Origin of the sequence: Aeromicrobium sp. CF3.5 (assembly GCF_051262695.1) — a bacterium.
Classification (GTDB): domain Bacteria; phylum Actinomycetota; class Actinomycetes; order Propionibacteriales; family Nocardioidaceae; genus Aeromicrobium.
The window spans coordinates 17,239-32,096 of record NZ_JBIMEZ010000014.1; the positions used below are offsets into that span (position 1 = coordinate 17,239).

Sequence of the window (14,858 nt, forward strand, 5' to 3'; positions counted from 1 at the left end):
TTTGCAAAGGCCACTTCTCGGCCCTGCGTCGGCCGATCACACGTCACTCGTCACCACATCGCCAGCAGGCGCCCCAACCCCATCAAGAAGGAGCCCCGTGGCCACGATCGCCCATGCCGAGGTGCACCACCTCGCCGTCCCGCAGCCGCACCCGATCCGGAACCAGTACGGGTTCGCCCTGGACGTGCTGGGGGTGGTGGTGGTGCGCGTCACCGACACCGACGGTCGGGTCGGTGAGGGGTGGACCAACGTCATCGGCGGCGGCGGCGCCTCGGTGGCGTCCTTCCTGAGCACCGAACTGGTCCCTCTCGTGATCGGAACGGACCCGGCACACGTCCGCGACCTGTGGCAACGCATGTTCATGCACTCGGCGAGTCGTGGCCGCAAGGGTGTGGCCATGTATGCCCTCTCGGCGGTCGATATCGCCGTGTGGGACCTGCGCGCGAAGACGGCCGACCAACCAATCCATGCGCATCTCGGCAGCGTCGCGACCGAGGTCCCCGTGTACGGGGACGGCTGCTGGGTCTCGTTCTCGCACGACGAGTTGCGGGCGGCCGCCGAGGCCTACGTCGACCGCGACTTCTGGGGCGTCAAGGTGAAGGTCGGAGCGGACCTCAGCGACGCGGTCCGACGGGTCGAGATCGTCCGCGACGTCGTCGGCCCGTCGGGCCGGGTCATGGTCGACGCCAACCAACGCTACGACCTGCTGACCACGCGTCGGCTGTCCGCGGCCATCGCCGACCTGGACGTCACGTGGCTGGAGGAGCCGCTCCTCGCCGACTCGATCCACGACTACGCGCGACTCCGCGGCACGGTCGGGGTGCCGATCGCCGCCGGGGAGAACGAGTACTCGCGCTACGGGTTCCGTGAGCTGCTGGAGCACGAGGCGCTCGACATCCTGCAGCCCGACATCCACCGGGTGGGCGGGATCACGGAGTTCATGCGCATCCTCGCGCTCGCCGACGCGTGGAACATCCCCGTGGCTCCCCACACGTCCTGGGAGCTGCACAGCCAGGTGGTGTGCTGCGGAACCACGGCCATGGTGGTCGAGTACTACGACTGGCTGCCAGACGACTTCTTCGCGGTCCGACCCGAGATCACGGGCGGGATGATCCCGGTGTCACAGATCGCCGGTACCGGCGTCTCGATCAACCCCGCCTCGCTCGAGAGGTATCGAGTCATCCCGTAGACGTCCTGCAGGCACGGGAGGCTCGCTCCCTTGGACCTGCTGACCGGTCTCTCGACGAATCGTCGTCGCCGTCCGTCGCCGGCGCGGGCCTCGCCCACGCCGGCCTCACCCGCGCTCATGGTCACGACGATCAGCCAGGTCCGTCTCGGATTGGTCCTGACGGCTGCGCTGCGACAGCGCAGGAGATCCTTCTCCGTGCGACGCACTACCGGTTCGGCAAGGACGTCTCTCGCGAGACCATCTCGATCGCCACCGCGACGTCGCTACCGGCGGCGATGACGATCGCCCTCGTGCTGGGTCGAGCAATACGCGACCGAGTGCCCGGGCCAACCCGCCGTCACCGAGGAGGGGCACCTCCACGACAGTGTCGTCGAGGTGCCCGTCCACCGTTGACCAGTGCTCCGCGCGGACCTACGGAGCCGGGATCGCCGGGAGCAGCAGGTACGAGGGCGCATCGGGACCGAAGTGCACGGTGACCTCACCGCCGAAGATCTCTGCCGGACGATCCTCCGGGTCGGTGTGGGTGAACGGCCCGACCCCCGTCATCGTGTACATCGCGTTCTCGAAGTTCGTGCCCTCGTTGCTGTAGTCACGACCACCGATGCCTAGCTGAAGGACGTAGCCGGCCGGGACCACGATGCTCGTCGGCCAGATCTCGACGTCGACGTCGACGGGCACACCGGGGACGAGCAGCTCGATGGCATCATGGCTGTGAACCGGTCGATAGGGCTCGGACCTCTCGACGTCGAGTCGCCGATGAGAGGCGCGGAGCCATCCCAGCCCAACCGGCACCTTCGGGTCGTTGGAACCGATGAACGTGACCTCGGCGCCCTCCGGATCATAGAGCCGCAGACTCAGGAACAGATCGGCATCGACCGTGGCCGAGGAGATCCTCAGCTTCGCCGCGGAAGGACCGGTGAACTCCCGATCGTGATCGGCAGGCGGAAGCGAGAAGCGCAGGTCCTCATGCTCCGGGTCGTAGCTCAACGTGCCCGAGGCGCCCGGCGAGGTGCGCAGCTCCATGGTCTCCGGGCAGAGATGGAGCTGCGTCCACTCGGTCCGGGCGATCGGCCACTCCTGCTCGAACCGCGCCTCGAACTGCTCGCCGGGCCGGCGCACGAGCAGCTCGACGGGAGGCCGGTCCAGCCAGCCATTGCGCTCGTCCTTCAGAAAGGTCCCGAAGAACTGCTTCTGGAGCTCGAGCCCGCGGGCGTTGTAGAACGGGCTGAAGTGGGTGTCGCCGTGCATCTCGAGCCACTTGAGCTCGGACCCGGCCCCCAGGTACCCCTCGACGTTGCCGCGCAGGTGCAGTCCCATACCCCCCCAGTTGCCGGCCGAGAACAGCGGAACCTCGATCCGCGAGAGATCTGCTGAGCGCTCCTGGTAGAACTGGCCGTTCAGCGGACGCGCCTGGACCTCCGGATAGAGGTCGCGCCGGTTCTGCCGCAGGGTGTCGTCATCGAGATCGACGTCACCGCCGACCGGTCGACCGGTGTTCCGGTCGACCGGACCCCGACTACCCATGCCGTGCTGGACGGTGACCATCTGGCGTGCCTGCGCGCCCCTGACGAACTCACACGCGATGCCGCCGTGGCGGCCTCCGTCCCGGTAGTGGTCGGCGAAGCCCTCCCACACGCAGATCGCCTCGAGATGGGGCGGCCTCAGGGCGGCCACCTGCCACTGATTGGTCGCGAAGTAGGAGATGCCGAGGAGACCCACCTTGCCGTTGCTCCAGTCCTGCTCTGCGGCCCACTCGATGCACTCGTACATGTCACGGGTCTGGAGTGCCGCCAGGATGTCCATGAATCCCGGAGAGCGCCCGCTGCCACGGGAGTCGACGCGAACGCACACGTATCCGTCCGGGACCCACTTCTCGGGGTCGGCGACCTCCCAGTTCTGGTACCGCCCTGTTGACCCCTCCCCGACCTCCGGGAACGCCTCGTGCATGCGCCGCCAGTTGGCCGGGTACCCGTCCTCTAGGTGCAACCCCTTGCCATAGGGACCCATGGCCAGGATGACGGGGTAGTGACCCGCCTGCGCCGGGCGGAACACGTCTGCGCGCAGAACCGTGCCGTCGCTCATGCGGATCGGAGCGTCCCGGTCGACCGCAATTCCATCGACCTCGGTGGATTCATCGTGCATGATCGCCATCGTCAACTCATCTCTCTCTTGAGGATCTTTCCTGTGGACGTCATGGGAAGCTCCTCACGGAACTCCACCAGACGGGGGTACTTGTAGGCGGCGAACTGCTCCCGGCCCCAGGTGACGAGCGTCGCCTCCGTCACGTCGTCGTGATCCTTGTTCCTGACGACGACCGCCTTGATCTCCTCCCCGTGGGACTCGTGCGGGACACCGATGACCGCGACCAGGGAGACCGCGGGATGCGTCATCAGCACCTCTTCGAGCTCACGGGGATAGACGTTGTAGCCGCCACGAATGATCATGTCCTTGGACCGATCGACGATGGAGTAGTAGCCGTCGTCACTCTTCTTGGCCAGGTCGCCGGAGCGGAACCACCCGTCGCGGATCGCTTCGGCCGTCGCCTCAGGTCGGCCGTGGTAGGACTTCAGGATGTTGGGACCCTTGATCGCGATCTCGCCGATCACGTCGGGGTCGCCCGTCGGCACGTCGCTCCAGTCTTCGTTGATGAGCTTCATCTCGACGCCCGCGATCGGCCTGCCGACGGTGCCGACACGTGGTTCCTCGCCGAATACGCTGAAGGAGGCGATGGCGGAGGTCTCCGACAGTCCGTAGCCCTCGAGGATCGTGACACCGAAGCGATCCTGGAAGTTCTTGTGCACCTCGACCGGCAGCGCGGCGCCGCCCGAGGCGGCGACGCGCAAATTGGCGGCGAGCTCGGCGATCGGCACCTCGGGTGTCAGGGCGCCGAGCAGACCCCAGTACATCGTGGGGACACCCGCAAAGAACGTGACCTTCTCGCGCAGCATGAGGTCAATCGCAGACTCGGCCTCGAATCGCGGCAGCATCACCACGGTGCCGCCGAAGGCGAACGCAGCGTTCTGGATGACCTGCTGGCCAAAGGCGTGGAACAACGGCAGCACGCACAGGTACGTGTCGGGATTGTCAGCGTCGGCGCCATACATCTTCTCGCCCGCCAGCGCGGTGTGGCGCATGTTGCCATGGCGCAGCTCGGCGCCCTTGGGCTGACCCGTCGTTCCCGAGGTGTACAGGATCACCGCGGTGTCGTCCTCGTCGCGTCCGACCGTCTCGAACGCGGGCGACTGCTGCGACCACGGCGCCGGGCCACCCGCGAACACCACGAGATCGACATCCGTGCCGCCGACCGCCTCGCGCGCCGTGTCGCCGATGGGGAGGTCCGCGGTGCCCTCGAACGCGAAGAAGGCGACAGCGCCGGAGTCGTCGAGGTGATAGGCCACCTCGCGTGCTTTCAGCAGCACGTTGAGCGGCACCACCGTCGCGCCAACCTTCAAGATGCCGAAGTAGATGATCGGGAAGAACGGCAGGTTCGGGCACGAGAGTGCCACCTTGTCGCCAGGCTTCACGCCGCGCTCGACCAGCAGGTTCGCCACCTGATTGGCTGCCGCATTCACCTGGGTATACGTCAACCTGCTGTCGCCGAACACGACAGCGGTGCGCTCCGGATAGCTCTCGGCCGATGTCTCCAGCAGGCCAGCGAGGTGACGCTCCGTCATGGGCTCTTTCCTTTCGATGGGGCAGGCCACATCAACTCGAGGAGATCATCGAGATTTCCTAATGTGAACTGACATTCGCGTTTATCTTGCGGCATCCCCACGCCGCTGTCAATGCCCGGGCTCGACTCACGAAGGTCGGCAGTTGCGAAGATCGGGCCAAGACATGTTGCACCGGGCCGCGATCAGGCGGCGGTGCCACGTTGGACCTGGTCGAGTCACCGGACTCTGCCGGTCGCCCAAACCCGTGGCGGCGAAGGAACGCACCAACGCGTTCACGCACTGTGGTGGCGTCACGACCGATAGTCACCATCTCGGATCTGTGACGAACGGGGCGGGGTTCCGATGACCAAACTCGGCCCGGGACGCCGAACCCACCACCACGCTGCGCGGCGACGAGTACCCCACCGCTACGGGACATACCCCTTGTGCTCGGACTCGCCCCGGGGGGAATGGGTGCTTGAGGGGACCGGCCGGCACCTGGACGAAGGCGACACCGCAATCGGCCATCGATAGTCGACTGTCCTCGTCCCCTCACATCGTTGCCGGCCGTCAGCCTTATCTGAGTTTCACCAGCACATCCGGGGTGAGGTCGGCGATGCTGGCATGGCCGTTAAGGCCCATGGTCAGGTCCGCCTCGGCGAGCAAGCAGGAGAGAACGAACTCGATACCGGCCTGGCCCCCAAGAGCGGCGCCATACCCATAGGGGCGGCCGATGCCGACCGCGGTGGCACCCAACGCGAGGGCCTTGACGACGTCAGCGCCTGATCGAATCCCGGAATCGAAGATCACCGGCACACCTTCGGCGGCTTCTACGACCGCCGGAAGCAGGTCGAGGGCGGGGGCGCTGGCGGCCTGCCGGCCGCCATGGTTGGAGCAGTAGATGCCATCGACGCCTCCATCAAGCGCACGACGCACATCGTCGGGATGCCCGATGCCTTTGAGGAGCAGCGGGAGGTCGGTGAGGCCGCGCAGCCAGGCAAGGTCGTCCCAGGTCAAGCTTGGATTGCCGAAAGTGGCGGCCCAGTGCATGGTTGCGGCACCTGGATCCTCCTCGGGCGAGGCGGCAAGTCGCGAGCGGAAGACCGGATCGCTGAAGTAGTTGGCCAGGCAGTAGCCGCGCAGCTGCGGGAAGGTCGCGTGCTGCAGGTCGCGAGGCCGGTATCCCAGAGTCCAGGTGTCGAGGGTGACCACGATGCCGCCGAAGCCAGCGGCCTCGGCGCGGCGCACGAGACTCTCTGCGACCTCACGGTCGTTGGGGGTGTAGAGCTGGAAGAAGCTGAGGGTGTCGCCCAGGCCAGCGGCGACGTCTTCCAACGGGTCCTGCATCAGGGTCGAGGCCACCATTGGCACGCCGGAGGCCGCTGCGGCAGCGGCCGTGGCGAGGTCGCCGTGCTCGTCGTCGGTCATCACGCCGATGACGCCGATCGGCGACATCAGCAGCGGCGTAGGTAGCCGATGGCCGAACAGCTCCACAGACAGATCCCGCTCGACCGCGCCGGCGAGCATCCGCGGCACGATCCCCCACCGCTCGAAGGCGGCGACGTTCGCGCGCTGGGTGTGCTCGTCGCCTGCCCCACCAGCCACGTAGTCGAACAGCCGGTGTTCCAACTTCGCCCGCGCCGCCTCTTCCAGACCCGCGAAGGTCACAGGGTAAGACGGCGGATTGTCCTGCTCGAGTCCCGCGAAATAGATCCCGAGGTTGAAGTCTGCGTAGTTGGCCATGTCTGTCTGTCGCTCCTAGTGATGATTGACCCGCTGGGAATGGCTCGGGGAGTCGGCGGACTCCCGCGAGAAGGCGTCGAGTACCGCCGGAAGGGCCAGGCGCTCCATGAGCCGGGCGTCGAGGTTGCCCGGCTCCACGAACTCCTGAGCATTACCGCCTTCGCGCAAGGCGACCGCGAATCGGGCCACCAGTTCGGCATCGACGACGAACTCCCGGCCGGTCGTGGCCAGCAGCTCGGTAAGGATCCGCCCGATCTCCTGGCGGACCGTTTCGTCCTTCCGAGACAGGACGACCGCCGCTTCGGGGTTGCGGATGGCATACAGCGTGAACTCGGTGGTGATGAGGAACCACTGCCGATCGTCGTCGGACTGGCGGCTCGCAAGTCGAGCGAAGTGCTGGAGTGGATCACTGGCCGCGGAAGCCTGTTCAAGGGCGAATCGCAACCGTGTCAGCAGCACATCGGCGTGCGCCTCGAACATGGCGAAGAAGAGCTCGTCCTTGCTGGCAAAGTTGGAGTAGAAAGCGCCCCGCGAAAAGCCCGCATGCTCGCAGATCATCTCGATGCTGCCGCCATTGAAGCCGCGCTGCGCAAAGACCTCGGCGGCGCTCTCCAACAGTCGGGCGGTCGTCACAGCGCGCTGACCGGTCGATCCTCGAGGCACCGTTACTCCACTCTCTCGCTTTGAGTACAGCAATGTATCTCAGAATCGCCACAAATACACAGCCCCCTTGACAACAGCCTGGAACAAACGAATATTGGGCGTTGTAAAGAATACGAGTCTGCATCCCATAGAAAGGGCACCCCATGACGACCACGTTCACACCGGAGATCACGCCGGAGATTCGAGAGATGGTCCGCGCCAGCATCGGACCGGCTCCCGACGATTTCGAACTGCCGCTGCCTCCAATGAACCTCACCGTGGAGGAGGAGCGGGAGCACCGCAAGCAAGAGCTCGCAGCCGCATTCCGGGTCTTTGGCAAGCTCGGCTTCTCCGAAGGCGTGGCCGGCCACATCACCGCCCGCGACCCCGAGTACCCGGACACCTTCTGGGTCAATCCGTTCGGCATGAGCTTCAACCAGATCAAGGTGTCTGACCTGATCCATGTAGACCATGACGGCACGCTGCTCCATGGCAAGCGACCGGTGAACAAGGCAGCATTCTGCATCCACTCCGAGGTGCACAAGGCGCGACCGGACGCCGTCGCCGCCGCGCACGCTCACTCGCTGAACGGCAAGGCCTTTGCCGCACTCGGCATCCCGCTCGCGCCGATCACGCAGGACGCGTGCGCGTTCTACGAAGACCACGGGATCTACTCAGATTTTCGCGGCGTCGCCAACGACATCGACGAAGGCCGCCGGATCGGTGTCGCGCTCGGCGACGCGAAGGCGGCCATCCTTCAAAACCACGGCCTGCTCACCGTCGGTCAGTCCGTCGCCGCGGCCGCGTGGTGGTTCATCACCATGGAACGCTCCTGCCAGGCTCAGCTGCTGGCGATGGCTGCCGGTACGCCGACCCTCATCGACCACGACACCGCGGTGGACGTGCGCAACTTGACCGGGAACCCCGTCGCCGGATGGTTCCAGTTCCGGCCTCTGTGGGACCAGGTCGTCGCGGAATCTCCCGACGTGTTCGACTGAATCTGTGCGCCCCGAGGGGCCACCGCCGGACTGTACTGCGCATCCGAGACTGAGCCCCCTGGCGTTCGTCCCCAACCAGCCCTGCCAGCGTCGTGGCCGGTGCCGCAGCCGCGAACAGGCTGCTGAACTCGGAACGAGATAGAGCAGCAGGAGGTCAATGGCCTCCTGCTGCTCGAGCTCCCCGGCACCAAGGAGTTGACAGCACCTCCCGACACTCCTGGGCGGTTCGTCGCGACGATTGGACCCGACCTCGACCATTGGCACCCCGCCTGGAGAACCGAATCCGTTCCGCCGCGGGCCCTACTGGCCAACAACCAGGTGTCACCGACACGGTCGTCGCGCTGGTCGGCGCCACCCGCCGGGAGCGGCACGCAGATGACACCCGCTGAACGATCGGCGATGTCCGTGACCGGCTCGACGACACGCTCGCCCTCTACCGGGCGCGCCTCCAAAGGAGCCTCGACGGACTGAGCGAGGACGAGGCCCGTCGATCGCTGGTGCCGTCCAGGACGACCTTGCTCGGCTTGGTCAAGCACGTGACGTATGTCCAGAAGTTCTATTTCGAGCACTGCGTCACCGGTCGATCCCTGCAGGACCTCGGTGCCGCGACCACGCCGGATCGCTCCTTCGTCTTGACGAGAGCAGACACGATCGTGCCCATCCTGGCGGCGCACCGCACGGCCTGCGAGGAGTCGCGGCAGATGGCTGCGGGGTTCGACCTCGTGACCGGTCGGGTCGAACAACCGGTGCTGACGGAGACCCTGCCTGCGACGGCCAGATGACGCCGCGGGCGGCGCGGACGGCCGCCACCCGCGCAACCCGACTGTCACCTGACCGTCGACTCCTTCTCGGCTGGAGCCATCGGCGCCCAACAGGCTCGGCGAGCGGTCAACGCACCCCAATCCGGCGGCCCCACAACGTCTGGTGGCCGAGGTACTGGCTCTGCTCCGACAGCACATTGGATTTGAGTGTGCCGCAACGGCACGGTGTCGGGTTGATCTGGGACCCAACCCGGGCCCCATCACGCACACACAAGGAGCACCATCATGTCCAACTTTGCCACTCGCGGACGCGCATGTGCGGCCGCGGCGGCCGCGCTGACACTGTCGCTGGGAGCCTGTACGTCGACGAACGACACGGCGCCGGACTCCCCCGAGACATCGGCAGAGCTGAGCGGATTCTACGACCAAGAACTGAAGTTCGGACCGTGCGACGACTACGCCACCACGGCACTCGACACGCAGTTGTTCGCCATCGACGAGCGCACCGAGTGCGCACGGCTTGAGGTCCCGCTCGACTACGACGAGCCAGACGCCGATACCGCCAGCATCGCGGTGCTGCGCGTGCCGGCAAAGGGCGAGGCGATTGGTTCACTGGTCACCAACCCCGGTGGTCCCGGCGGTCAGGGTCTGGCGCAGGGTGCGGCGACTGCAGCGGCCTGGAAGGACATCGAGATCACTCAGCGGTTCGACGTGATCGGCATGGACCCTCGAGGTGTGGGAGCCACCGAACCGCGGATCGAGTGCTTCAGCGGCTCGGAGCGGGACGCCGGAGAAGCTGTCACCACACTTCAGGGCCAGGCCGGCTCGTGGAGATCGAGCGACACCCGCGAGCTCACGACGAACTGCGCCGAGGGCTCCGGTGGCGAGGCGGCGCTAGCAGCAGTCGGCACTCGCGACGTGGCTCGCGACCTCGACATCCTGCGCGAGACGCTCGGTGACGATCAGCTCACGTATGCCGGACAGAGCTACGGCACCCGACTCGGCACGGTCTACGCCGAGATGTTCCCTCAGAACGTGCGCGCCCTCATGCTCGACGGAGCCGCGGATCCGGATCTCAGCACCGCCGAGCGCAAGATCAGCCAGTTCGAGGGCTTCGGGCGCTCGTTCGAGCAGATGGCGGCCTTCTGCGCCAAGCAAGACGAGTGCGTGCTCGGGGACGACCCCGCCGGCGCCTCGGATGCATTCTCGGCGATCGTCCAGCCTTTGCTCGACGATCCGGCACCGGCCGGCGACGGCCGCACCGTCGACTTCAACGGAGCCACCGGTGCAGTCCTGGCCGGTCTGTTCGACTCGGGAAACTGGGAGGCGATTCTGCAGGGTCTGGCCGAGGTCGAGGCCGGCGACGGAACCACACTCCTCGCGCTCTCGGACGCTTTCGCCGGTCGCGACCCTGACGGGACCTACGCCAACTATCTTGACGCCAACCTGGCCATCAACTGCATGGACGAGCAACGCAGCACTCCTGAGCAGGAAACTGCGCTACGCGAACGCCTGATTGAAGTCGCGCCCTTCCTCGACCCTGGACCAGGAGGCACCGACGGTGGTCGCGACGCGTGCGAGTCGTGGCCCGCGGAGCCGACTCTCGGAGTGCCGTACGCCCAGGACATCGACGAGAATCTGCCCGGAACGCTCACGGTCTCGATCACCGGCGACCCCTCGACGCCCTTCGACGCGGGCGTCAGCCTGGCCGAACGCCTCGGAGGCTCGTTGCTCACGGTGGAGGGTGAGCAGCACACCGTCGCCATGTCCGGCGCAAGCGCGTGCGTCAACGACACGGTGGCCGACTACCTGGTCAACCTGGAGGTTCCGAAGAAGGACGCCTCCTGCACGATCGAGTAGCGCAGATCAGGCGGTGACACCGGCGGCCACGGCCTCACGCAGCGACGTCTCGAGGATGTCGAGCCCTGTGTCGAGGTCGTGGTCGCTGATCGTCAAGGGCGGGGCGATCCGGAAGATGCCGCCCATGCCGGGCAGCTGGACGATGTTCAGGTGCAGCCCACGCTCGAGGCAGTCCGCCGTGATGGCCTGCCCGAGCCCGTCGGCGGGCGCACGAGTTGCCTTGTCCTGAACGAGCTCGATGCCTTGGAGCAGACCACGGCCCCGCACGTCGCCGACCACCTCGAACCGATCTTGCAGATCGAGCAGTCTCTCGCGCAGTCTCGTTCCGAGTTCGGAAGCACGAGACACCAGTCCGTCGCGATCGACCACATCGAGGACCGTCAGGGCCACCGAGGCGGCCAACGGATCGGAGACGTGCGTCGTGAAGAAGAGGAAGCCGCGGTCGTGGCAGACCTCCTCGATCCACTTCGAGGTGACCACTGCGGCCACGGGGAGCCCGGCACCCAGGGTCTTGGACAAGGTCAGGATGTCCGGAGCGACACCATCGCGCTGGAACGCGTACATCGTGCCGGTGCGTCCGATGCCGGTCTGGGCCTCGTCGAGGATCAGCAGCATGTCACGCTCGTCGCACTTGTGCCGCAGTCGGCGCAGGTAGCCCGCCGGCAGCTCGATGATGCCTCCAGAGGACAGGATCGGTTCGACCAGGCAGGCCGCGAGATTGCCCGTGGACTGCCGGTCGACGAGGTCGAAGCCGAAGTCCAGCTCGGTCTCCCAGTCGTGCGAACCGTCGGCGTGCCGGAACGGCGACCGGTAGGCATGCGGGGTTGGCAGCACGAGACTCCCCGGAGCCGACGGCCCGTACCCGCGTCGCCCGGCTGAGTATGTTGCCGCCGAGGCACCCGACGTCATACCGTGCCACGACCGGTCGAAGGACACGATCTCGTGGCCACTGGTGGCGAGCTTGGCCATCTTGATCGCGGCCTCGTTCGCCTCGGCTCCGGTGGTCAGCAGCATCGAGGTGCTCAACGAGACCGGCAGTGTCGAGGCGAGTCGCTCGGCCAGGTCGACGACCGGTCTGCTCAGCATTCCGCTGTACAGGTGGGCCAGCGATGCCACCGACTCGCTGACCGTCCTGACGATGTCTGGGTGACCGTGGCCGAGGATGGCGCTCATCTGCCCGGAGGTGAAGTCGAGGATGGCCCGCCCGGTGTCGTCGAACACGTACGAGCCGGCGGCCCGTTCGATCACCCGTGGGGTGAACGAGGTTCCGTACCGGATCACGTGGCGGTCGATCCTCGACCAGATCTCTGGCGTGGCGGTCATCTGATCAGTCTCCCGGTGTCGTGAGTCTTGTGCTGCCCATTTGTGTCCTAGTACGTTATGACACAACGATGTCGTTGTCACAGGGGGAAGCGTGATCGAGCCGGTACGAGTTGACGCGGACTCCGACACTCCCCTGTACCGCCAGATCGTGCGTCAGGTGGCGTTCCTGATCGAGGGCGGCGACCTCGTCGCGAACGACCGACTGCCGAGCGTGCGTCTGCTGGCAGCCAATCTGGACGTCAATCGCAACACCGTGGCAAGGGCCTACGCCGACCTGCGGGATCGCGGGTTGGTGGTGTCTCGCGGCCGCGCTGGCACCGTTGTCGCCTCCTCGGCCCAGCGCCGCGCACGGCCCGCGCAGACATCTACCGCGCCCCAGGAGCCGGCCCTGCGAGCTCTCGACGACGCCGTCCAGGAGTGTCTGCGACGGGGGGTCTCGCCGGACCTGCTACGGACGACGGTGGCTGATGCAGTCAGAGGCTCGGGACTCCCCCGGTTGACGGTCGCGTTCGTGGAGTGCAACGAGGAGGAGGCCAAACGACACGGCGCCGACCTGGCCGCACGTCTCGACCTGACCGTCCTGCCCTTGGTGATCGGCTCATTCGACCCGTCCGACGTCTCCACGGACCTGGTCGTGACGACGTTCTTCCATCTCGCCGAGGTCCAGACCGGACGCTGGCGTGCCGGGACGCCGATCGTCGCTACCGTCGTCGGGCCGCACGTCAAGACGCTGGTCGCGATCGCTGCCGCGCCCAAGGATCAGACCATCGGCATCTGCTATTCCAGCGAGGAGCAGGCAGCCAGCATCAGCACAGCGCTGGCGCGGTCCGGAATCGAGAACACCCAGGTCGTTCACGACCCCGAGGTCGCCGACCTGCGTGACGTGTCCCTCGTGGTCATCCCCAGTGGTCGTCCCGACCTCGCGTCCACGCTTCGGCACCGGGTCGAGGTCGTGGAGTTCGGCAACGTGCTGGACGACGCATCGGTTGCGATGGTCGCCGAGGTTGTCCAGGACCTGTCTCGGCGCCGAAGGTTTTGACCATGACGCAACGTCACAGTGTGCACTGGGCACCTGAACAGCAGATGCGCCGGACGGACCGGCGAGTAGCGAGTAAGGAGCGAACTCCATGGGGTGGAGCACTCGAGAAGTGGCCAAGCTAGCCGGCACGAGCCTTCGGACAGTCCGGCACTATCACGACGTGGGTCTGTTGGACGTTCCCGAGCGCGGCACCAACGGGTACAAGCACTACACGGCGCCCCATCTCGTTCGCCTCCTGCAGATCCGCCGGCTCACCGAGCTCGGCTTCTCCTTGTCCCAGATCGCCGAGATGGGCGGTGAGGACCGGCCCCATGACGCGCTACGCGCTCTGGACGCCGAGCTGGCCGCCACCGTCGAGCGGCTGCAACGGGTACGCCTGGAGCTCGCGGCGATCATGCACGACGGCCGACTGCCCAGTGATCTGCCCGCACACGTGGTGCCACCACGGGTGAACCCCCACCTGTCGGCGGCCGACCAGTCCTTCATGGTCGTGTTGACCTGCGTGGTCGGACCTCGCTCGATCGCGGCGTACCGCGAGATGCTCGCGCGGATCCACGACGACGCCACCTGCGCCGAATTCGATGCCCTTGCACCGGACGCCGACGAGTCCGTCCGTCAAGATCTCGCCGGGCGCATGCACGACCACGTGCTGCACCTGCGCGAAACCCATCCGGCCACACGGGACTTCGGCGACGCACCTCGGGGCGCCGCCTTTGCGGCACAGGTGGTCGCGGCGACGATCGAGGACCTCTACAACCCCGCACAGATCGATGTCCTCAACCGGCTGGGGCGGTCGTGACACGTGTCATCGTCCGGACGTGAGGGAACCACGCGCATCGATGACGCCGCTCACTACTGCCACGGCGGTGCGGACGGAACGCTGGAAGCCATGAGGACAGCACACCCCGAGAGCACCCAGGAGTCCCCCACTTCGTCGAGCCGAATCTGCCAGACAAAGAACTGTCCTGCTCGCTGTGATGCACGAAGGCTTCGCATCTTCGGTCTCGACAGGAGGGACAATGAGGCGTGACCGAATCATTGCCTCCCGACCTTGCTGACCGCCTGTTGGAGATCGCCTACGACATCACGGCGGCCAAAGGCCCGGCGGCTGTGTCACTACGCGAAGTGCAGCGTCGAGCTGGCGTCTCGGCGGCCACTGCCTATTGGCACTACAAGGACCGTGCGCACCTGCTCCTTGCTGTCAGCAGGCGAGCCACCGCCGATCTGGCCAACGCGCTGACGGACGCGATCAAGCACAGCGAGTCGTCGCGCACGTCCGACCTGTCCGCAGTGTGTCTGGGTTACCTGCACTTTGCGCGTGATCACGTCGGTCTGTTCCAAGCGGTCGTGCTCAACTCCTCGGTCGAGGAGCTCCTGCAGCCCTCGCAGTCAGCTCGGGGAACAACCGGCCTGGCCGCGTTCGAAGTCCTTCAACACGCCGTCAGCGACTTCCGCCCCAACGGCGAGTTCGAGCTGACGAACAGCGATGCCTCGATCCATGTGTGGGCCGCCTGCCACGGACTGGCGGCGTTGCTGATCGATACCCCCATGGCGGTGTTGCCCGAGCCCGACAAGGAACGTCTGCGGAGACAACACGTCGGTTTCGTCCTGGATTCAATCGCGGGCCGTTGATGCCGAGAAGGCCTTCCT

The 14,858-nt window shown here is 66.4% G+C and carries 12 protein-coding genes; 7 read left to right on the top strand and 5 right to left on the bottom strand.

Annotation, left to right across the window (positions count from 1 at the left end; all coding sequences use genetic code 11):
• Window positions 1-97: 97 nt before the first annotated feature.
• On the top strand, window positions 98-1,189 hold the full coding sequence (locus ACHAA3_RS16425) for a mandelate racemase/muconate lactonizing enzyme family protein (protein ID WP_435710168.1): 1,092 nt from the start codon (window positions 98-100) through the stop codon (window positions 1,187-1,189).
• A gap of 411 nt (window positions 1,190-1,600) precedes the next feature.
• Here the strand turns inward: ACHAA3_RS16425 and ACHAA3_RS16430 are convergent, their stop codons facing one another.
• The 4 genes from ACHAA3_RS16430 to ACHAA3_RS16445 form a co-directional block, all read right to left on the bottom strand.
• A complete protein-coding gene (locus tag ACHAA3_RS16430; protein WP_435710169.1) occupies window positions 1,601-3,331 on the bottom strand; it encodes a CocE/NonD family hydrolase in 1,731 nt (576 codons plus the stop codon).
• An 11-nt stretch (window positions 3,332-3,342) separates the two neighbouring features.
• Window positions 3,343-4,863, bottom strand: a complete 1,521-nt coding sequence (locus ACHAA3_RS16435; protein ID WP_435710170.1) for a long-chain-fatty-acid--CoA ligase — start codon at window positions 4,861-4,863, stop codon at window positions 3,343-3,345.
• A gap of 555 nt (window positions 4,864-5,418) precedes the next feature.
• Window positions 5,419-6,585 (bottom strand): alpha-hydroxy-acid oxidizing protein, encoded by a 1,167-nt coding sequence (locus tag ACHAA3_RS16440; RefSeq protein WP_435710171.1) that lies wholly within the window; start codon window positions 6,583-6,585, stop codon window positions 5,419-5,421.
• A gap of 15 nt (window positions 6,586-6,600) precedes the next feature.
• Complete coding sequence (locus tag ACHAA3_RS16445) at window positions 6,601-7,218, bottom strand: TetR/AcrR family transcriptional regulator (protein ID WP_435710172.1); 618 nt, start codon at window positions 7,216-7,218, stop codon at window positions 6,601-6,603.
• 218 nt (window positions 7,219-7,436) lie between these two features.
• Here ACHAA3_RS16445 and ACHAA3_RS16450 point away from each other — a divergent pair, with 218 nt between their 5' ends.
• The 3 genes from ACHAA3_RS16450 to ACHAA3_RS16460 all read left to right on the top strand — a co-directional run bounded on the left by ACHAA3_RS16450 (window position 7,437) and on the right by ACHAA3_RS16460 (window position 10,846).
• Window positions 7,437-8,225 (top strand): class II aldolase/adducin family protein, encoded by a 789-nt coding sequence (locus tag ACHAA3_RS16450; protein ID WP_435710173.1) that lies wholly within the window; start codon window positions 7,437-7,439, stop codon window positions 8,223-8,225.
• A 392-nt stretch (window positions 8,226-8,617) separates the two neighbouring features.
• A complete protein-coding gene (locus ACHAA3_RS16455) occupies window positions 8,618-9,007 on the top strand; it encodes a DUF664 domain-containing protein (RefSeq protein WP_435710181.1) in 390 nt (129 codons plus the stop codon).
• A 264-nt stretch (window positions 9,008-9,271) separates the two neighbouring features.
• Entirely contained in the window at window positions 9,272-10,846 is a 1,575-nt protein-coding gene (locus tag ACHAA3_RS16460; RefSeq protein ID WP_435710174.1) for an alpha/beta fold hydrolase, read from the top strand.
• 6 nt (window positions 10,847-10,852) lie between these two features.
• Here the strand turns inward: ACHAA3_RS16460 and ACHAA3_RS16465 are convergent, their stop codons facing one another.
• Entirely contained in the window at window positions 10,853-12,169 is a 1,317-nt protein-coding gene (locus tag ACHAA3_RS16465) for an aspartate aminotransferase family protein (RefSeq protein WP_435710175.1), read from the bottom strand.
• A gap of 91 nt (window positions 12,170-12,260) precedes the next feature.
• On the opposite strand from ACHAA3_RS16465, the gene ACHAA3_RS16470 reads away from it, so the two are divergent.
• The 3 genes from ACHAA3_RS16470 (at window position 12,261) to ACHAA3_RS16480 (ending at window position 14,840) form a co-directional block, all read left to right on the top strand.
• Window positions 12,261-13,208: a GntR family transcriptional regulator gene (locus ACHAA3_RS16470; RefSeq protein ID WP_435710176.1), complete on the top strand. Its 948-nt coding sequence runs from the start codon at window positions 12,261-12,263 to the stop codon at window positions 13,206-13,208.
• A gap of 88 nt (window positions 13,209-13,296) precedes the next feature.
• Window positions 13,297-14,007, top strand: a complete 711-nt coding sequence (locus ACHAA3_RS16475; RefSeq protein WP_435710177.1) for a MerR family transcriptional regulator — start codon at window positions 13,297-13,299, stop codon at window positions 14,005-14,007.
• A 227-nt stretch (window positions 14,008-14,234) separates the two neighbouring features.
• Window positions 14,235-14,840, top strand: a complete 606-nt coding sequence (locus ACHAA3_RS16480; RefSeq protein WP_435710178.1) for a TetR/AcrR family transcriptional regulator — start codon at window positions 14,235-14,237, stop codon at window positions 14,838-14,840.
• The last annotated feature ends 18 nt before the right edge of the window (window positions 14,841-14,858 follow it).